Annotated in this window: 4 protein-coding genes; 2 read left to right on the top strand and 2 right to left on the bottom strand. The window is 55.9% G+C overall.

Features of this window, described 5'->3' with window-relative positions:
• Positions 1-25: 25 nt before the first annotated feature.
• Positions 26-916, bottom strand: a complete 891-nt coding sequence (locus JJ917_17785) for a helix-turn-helix domain-containing protein (protein ID MBO6700681.1) — start codon at positions 914-916, stop codon at positions 26-28.
• Positions 917-1,024: 108 nt separating this feature from the next.
• Between JJ917_17785 and JJ917_17780 the strand changes: the two genes are divergently transcribed.
• On the top strand, positions 1,025-2,164 hold the full coding sequence (locus JJ917_17780; protein MBO6700680.1) for an ImmA/IrrE family metallo-endopeptidase: 1,140 nt from the start codon (positions 1,025-1,027) through the stop codon (positions 2,162-2,164).
• 4 nt (positions 2,165-2,168) lie between these two features.
• Positions 2,169-2,648 (top strand): hypothetical protein, encoded by a 480-nt coding sequence (locus JJ917_17775; protein ID MBO6700679.1) that lies wholly within the window; start codon positions 2,169-2,171, stop codon positions 2,646-2,648.
• On the opposite strand, the gene JJ917_17770 is transcribed toward JJ917_17775, so the two are convergent.
• The gene (locus tag JJ917_17770) at positions 2,645-2,866 is read right to left on the bottom strand and encodes a histone H1 (protein MBO6700678.1); all 222 of its coding nucleotides are present in this window, start codon (positions 2,864-2,866) and stop codon (positions 2,645-2,647) included. The genes JJ917_17775 and JJ917_17770 overlap by 4 nt on opposite strands.
• Positions 2,867-3,172: the final 306 nt, after the last annotated feature.

The raw sequence follows: 3,172 nt of genomic DNA, 5'->3' as shown, positions 1-3,172 counted from the left end.
ATCTCGTTCATCGTTCGGTAGTGGGTCAGTTTGAAATCTGAGCCCGCTTTTTGTACGGACCGCGTTTCGTCGACTTTTCGGCTTCCTTTGTCTCGATCAGCGCAACGATATCCTCAGTCTCCCACAGCCGATCTGTGACGCCAGCGGCCATCGCCGGCGTCACTTTGAGCGACGAATGAATACGGACAAAATTGTAGTACATGAAGTGAAGCGCAACGGCGTAAGCGTGATTTTCGATCTTCTTCGAGAACGCATTCGTCAGTCGTGTGAAACGACGCATGTGCATCCGCATTGTGAGGTTCTGCCGTTCCACATAGGACGTGGATACGTGCTTGATGTTCGGCTCGCCTTCGATCTTGGTTTTGCGAATGCCGGTGCACTCCGCCGGTGAGTAGCGGCCCTTCACGGCTTCCGGCGCAGCGCCATACATCTTGACCAGTTGGGCATAGTCCACGTCGCAGCCAAACGCACCCTCAACGGCTTCCAGATAGGCTTTGTGGCCGTCTGTCGTCATCTGGACACGATTGGCAAGCCGTGACGCAACATCGTCCATGAAGGCCATCGCATATTCGCTGTCCCGCCCACCGACAAGATAAGACACGATTAGCTTGCTGTCGGCGTCCAGAGCCGTCCATGTCCATGTGTCGCCCGCCTGATCGGGTGCGGCCTTAGCCGTCTTGACGTTCTTCTGTTTGGCGTAGGTGAATGACCAGATTTCATCGCACTGGATACGCTGCGCGTTCACGTTACGGACGTGCTCGTCGTGGTACTCGGCGCAGACCTTTCCAGCGTCAACCAGCAGCTTGGAAATTGTGTTCTTGCTTGCACCCATCACACGCGCGATGGAGCGGATCGATTGGCCTTCACAAAGAAGGTGAAGGATGCGAGCGCGGTCTTTCGGGTCAAGCTTGTTCATAGGGCGAGGGTAGACTGGCCAGTACCCCACGTCAAGCATAACAGTCAGTTTGCAAAATTTTAAAATTTCGCTTTCACGCTGATTTCGAAAATGCTAATGGGGGATTCGATGATTGACGCTGACAAATACAAGACGCCCGGCCAGTTCATGGAAGCGCTGCTATCCGAACGCGGCTGGACCAAGCGCACGCTTGCTATCGTGCTGGATGTGGATGAGTCGAAAATCAATCGATTGACATCGGACCGGCAGCCGATCACCGCGCAGATGGCCGTGCTTCTTGAAGAAGTCTTTGGTGTCGATGCCAACGATTTCCTTGCTCTTCAGCACCGATACGAGTTGGCCGTGGCGCGGATCGAGTCGCAGCCGGACCCGGAGCGCAGCACACGCGCTGCGATCTATGGTGATCTACCCATATCCGAGATGATCAAGCGCGGTTGGCTGGATGCCAGCAACATCAAGGATCGTGAGGCTGTGGAAGCATCACTTCACCGCTTCTTCGGTGTTAATGATCTGAAAAACATAGAGTTTCTACCGCATGCCGCCAAACGCACGGAGGTCAGCGGAGACGCCACACCCGCGCAGTTGGCATGGATTTATCGGGTCAGGCAGATAGCATCGGAAATGCTCGTTGCGCCCTTCACCGACCGTTCGGTCGACGCCGTGATCAACAAGCTGAGCAAGCTTCTTCGTTCTGCAGATGAAGCCCGCCACGTGCCGAGAATAATGGCTGAGGGGGGCATCCGCTTCTTGATTGTGGAGACACTTCCCGTCGCGAAGATCGATGGTGTCTGTTTTTGGCTCGATGAGGCCTCTCCAGTGATTGCGCTCACCACTCGCTTTGACCGAATTGACAACTTTTGGTTCGTCTTGCGCCATGAATTGGAACACGTGAAACTCCGACACGGACAGAGCCGTGTGATGTTGGACGTGGACTTGACTGGTGACCGCGCCGCTGCATCAGACGCCATTGTCCAGGAAGAGCGCGAAGCCAACTTGGCTGCTGCCGACTTTTGCGTACCCGAGAAGATGATGAGCGCCTTCGTGCGAAAGAAATCACCGTTCTTTGCGGAACGCGATCTGCGAGGTTTTGCAAGAACGATCCAGGTTCACCCCGGCCTTGTGGCCGGACAACTACAACATCGGACAGGTGACTACAGACGCTTCCGAAACCATCTGGTCCCCATCCGGGAGATTATTGCGCCCGGCGCAGTGGTTGACGGCTGGGGCGACATCTACCCTACGGAGTGATCAAATGGGCAAGACAAGTGAAATGCAGCGGCTGATCCGCCATTATCGCGACGAGACCGGCGAAGAGGCGGTCGACATGAAGAAGGTCGCAAAATGGGCGGCGGGGAAAGGTTGGCCGATGCCGCGGCCGGCCGATCCGATTGAGTTGCTGGCCAAAGAGTTCTCAAAAGCTGCAAGGCAAGAGACGAAGAAGGACAAGGTGACCGGTCGCTCATACCGGGTGAACCACAGTTTCACCGTCACTCAAGGCGGACAGCAGCTTCATTTGTGGATCGACATCGACAACGCGTCCCACGGGCCGATGCTCAAGTCGGTGACAAATCGGCGCGAGCAGATGGTGGGCGACGGCTTGCACCTACTGAATGACGTTGAGCATTGGAACCGGATCAACCCGGATCAGAAGCAAATCGAACTAGACTTGGACCTTACGCTCGACGTTGAGTGGCGCCGCAATAGCGACGAAGACGAAGAAGACGCCGCCTAGTCGGCCTTTTTCCACCGCGCCGAGGCTGCTTGGCGCGCGATGTCAACGCGCTGTTCCGGCGTAAGCGCTTTTGCACGCGCCTTCCCGCCAACTAGACCACCCTTCCGCGCCCGCTTGACGGTAACAGACTCCTCTGGCTCGCCTTCCGTGGCAATGTCCACAATGGCCTTTGCCAACTGATTGGGATCGCGCGGGCGTTTGGGTTTACGTTCGGTCATTAAGAACGCCCAACCGCAGATACTCCATGCTTCTCACAGACGATATCCAAATCGCTTGCATAAAAGCATGAGCCCGCGACGGCCTTGAACCCGTCGGGCATCTCATCAACAGCAGTACCACGGTTGCCCTTCATGAAGGACCAACCATCCTCTTGGGAGAGCCTGGCGGTGGCCTCTAACCCACACTCTGGACATTTGAGCGGAACGGAGAAACGGTCACGTGCAGTCATACAGCAAATATGGCATTCAAAGTCGGGCATTTGAAGGCAGATTTTCAAACTGACCCACTACCCATCGTTCTGTCCG

Source organism: Hyphomicrobiales bacterium, assembly GCA_017642935.1.
Classification (GTDB): Bacteria; Pseudomonadota; Alphaproteobacteria; order Rhizobiales; family MH13; genus MH13.
The sequence above is the reverse complement of the archived record's forward strand: the minus strand, read 5'-3'. Positions and strand labels throughout refer to the sequence as shown.

What these genes read in the sequence shown, in the direction of transcription:
- JJ917_17770 (MBO6700678.1), bottom strand. Translation starts at nt 2,866, where the DNA reads ATGACCGAACGTAAACCCAAACGCCCGCGCGATCCCAATCAGTTGGCA.
- JJ917_17785 (MBO6700681.1), bottom strand. Translation starts at nt 916, where the DNA reads ATGAACAAGCTTGACCCGAAAGACCGCGCTCGCATCCTTCACCTTCTT.
- JJ917_17780 (MBO6700680.1), top strand. Translation starts at nt 1,025, where the DNA reads ATGATTGACGCTGACAAATACAAGACGCCCGGCCAGTTCATGGAAGCG.
- JJ917_17775 (MBO6700679.1), top strand. Translation starts at nt 2,169, where the DNA reads ATGGGCAAGACAAGTGAAATGCAGCGGCTGATCCGCCATTATCGCGAC.